This is a genomic window from Shewanella sp. SM87, from assembly GCF_025653705.1.
Lineage (GTDB): Bacteria > Pseudomonadota > Gammaproteobacteria > Enterobacterales > Shewanellaceae > Shewanella > Shewanella oncorhynchi.
The window spans coordinates 1-857 of sequence record NZ_JAKKSC010000093.1 but is presented as its reverse complement, the minus strand read 5'-3'; the positions used below and the strand labels follow the sequence as shown (position 1 = coordinate 857).

The window sequence follows — 857 nt, the reverse complement described above, 5'->3', positions numbered from 1 at the left end:
GGCGTACAGCTACAACTTAGTGGCCAGCGACTCTGATACTGGCGACAGCTTAACGCTGAGCGCAGTGACTAAACCGAGCTGGTTGAGCTTCAACGCGGCGACGGGTTTACTCAGTGGTACGCCAGGCAATACGGATGTGGGCAGTCACGCGGTCACCTTACGAGTGACGGACACAGATGGCTTAACGGCTGAGCAGTCCTTTAGCATTACAGTGACAAACGTCAACGATGCGCCGACGATTAGTTCAACGGCGGTGACGGCTGCGACCCAAGATGCGGCGTACAGCTACAGCTTGACTGCAACTGACTCCGATACCGGTGACAGTTTAACCTTGAGCGCAGTGACCAACCCAAGCTGGTTGAGTTTCAACGCGGCGACGGGTTTACTCAGTGGTACGCCAGGCAATGCGGATGTGGGCAGTCATGCGGTCACCTTACGAGTGACGGACACAGATGGCTTAACGGCTGAGCAGTCCTTTAGCATTACAGTGACAAACGTCAACGATGCGCCGACGATTAGTTCAACGGCCATCACAGCCGCCACTCAAGATGCGGCGTACAGCTACAACTTAGTGGCCAGCGACTCTGATACCGGCGACAGCTTAACGCTGAGCGCAGTGACCAAACCGAGCTGGTTGAGTTTCAACGCGGTGACAGGGTTACTCAGTGGTACGCCGAGCAATGCGGATGTGGGCAGTCACGCAGTCACCTTACGAGTGACGGACACGGATGGCTTAACGGCTGAGCAAAGCTTTAGTATCACGGTGACTAACGTCAACGATGCGCCAACGATTAGTTCAATGGCGGTGACGGCAGCAACCCAAGATGCGGCGTACAGCTACAACTTAGTGGCCAGCG

Annotated in this window: 1 protein-coding gene; it reads left to right on the top strand. The window is 55.5% G+C overall.

Annotated elements, in window-relative coordinates:
* Positions 1 to 857 (top strand): putative Ig domain-containing protein (locus tag L5M11_RS23805; RefSeq protein ID WP_263193459.1); only part of this gene is annotated, 857 nt, incomplete at both ends.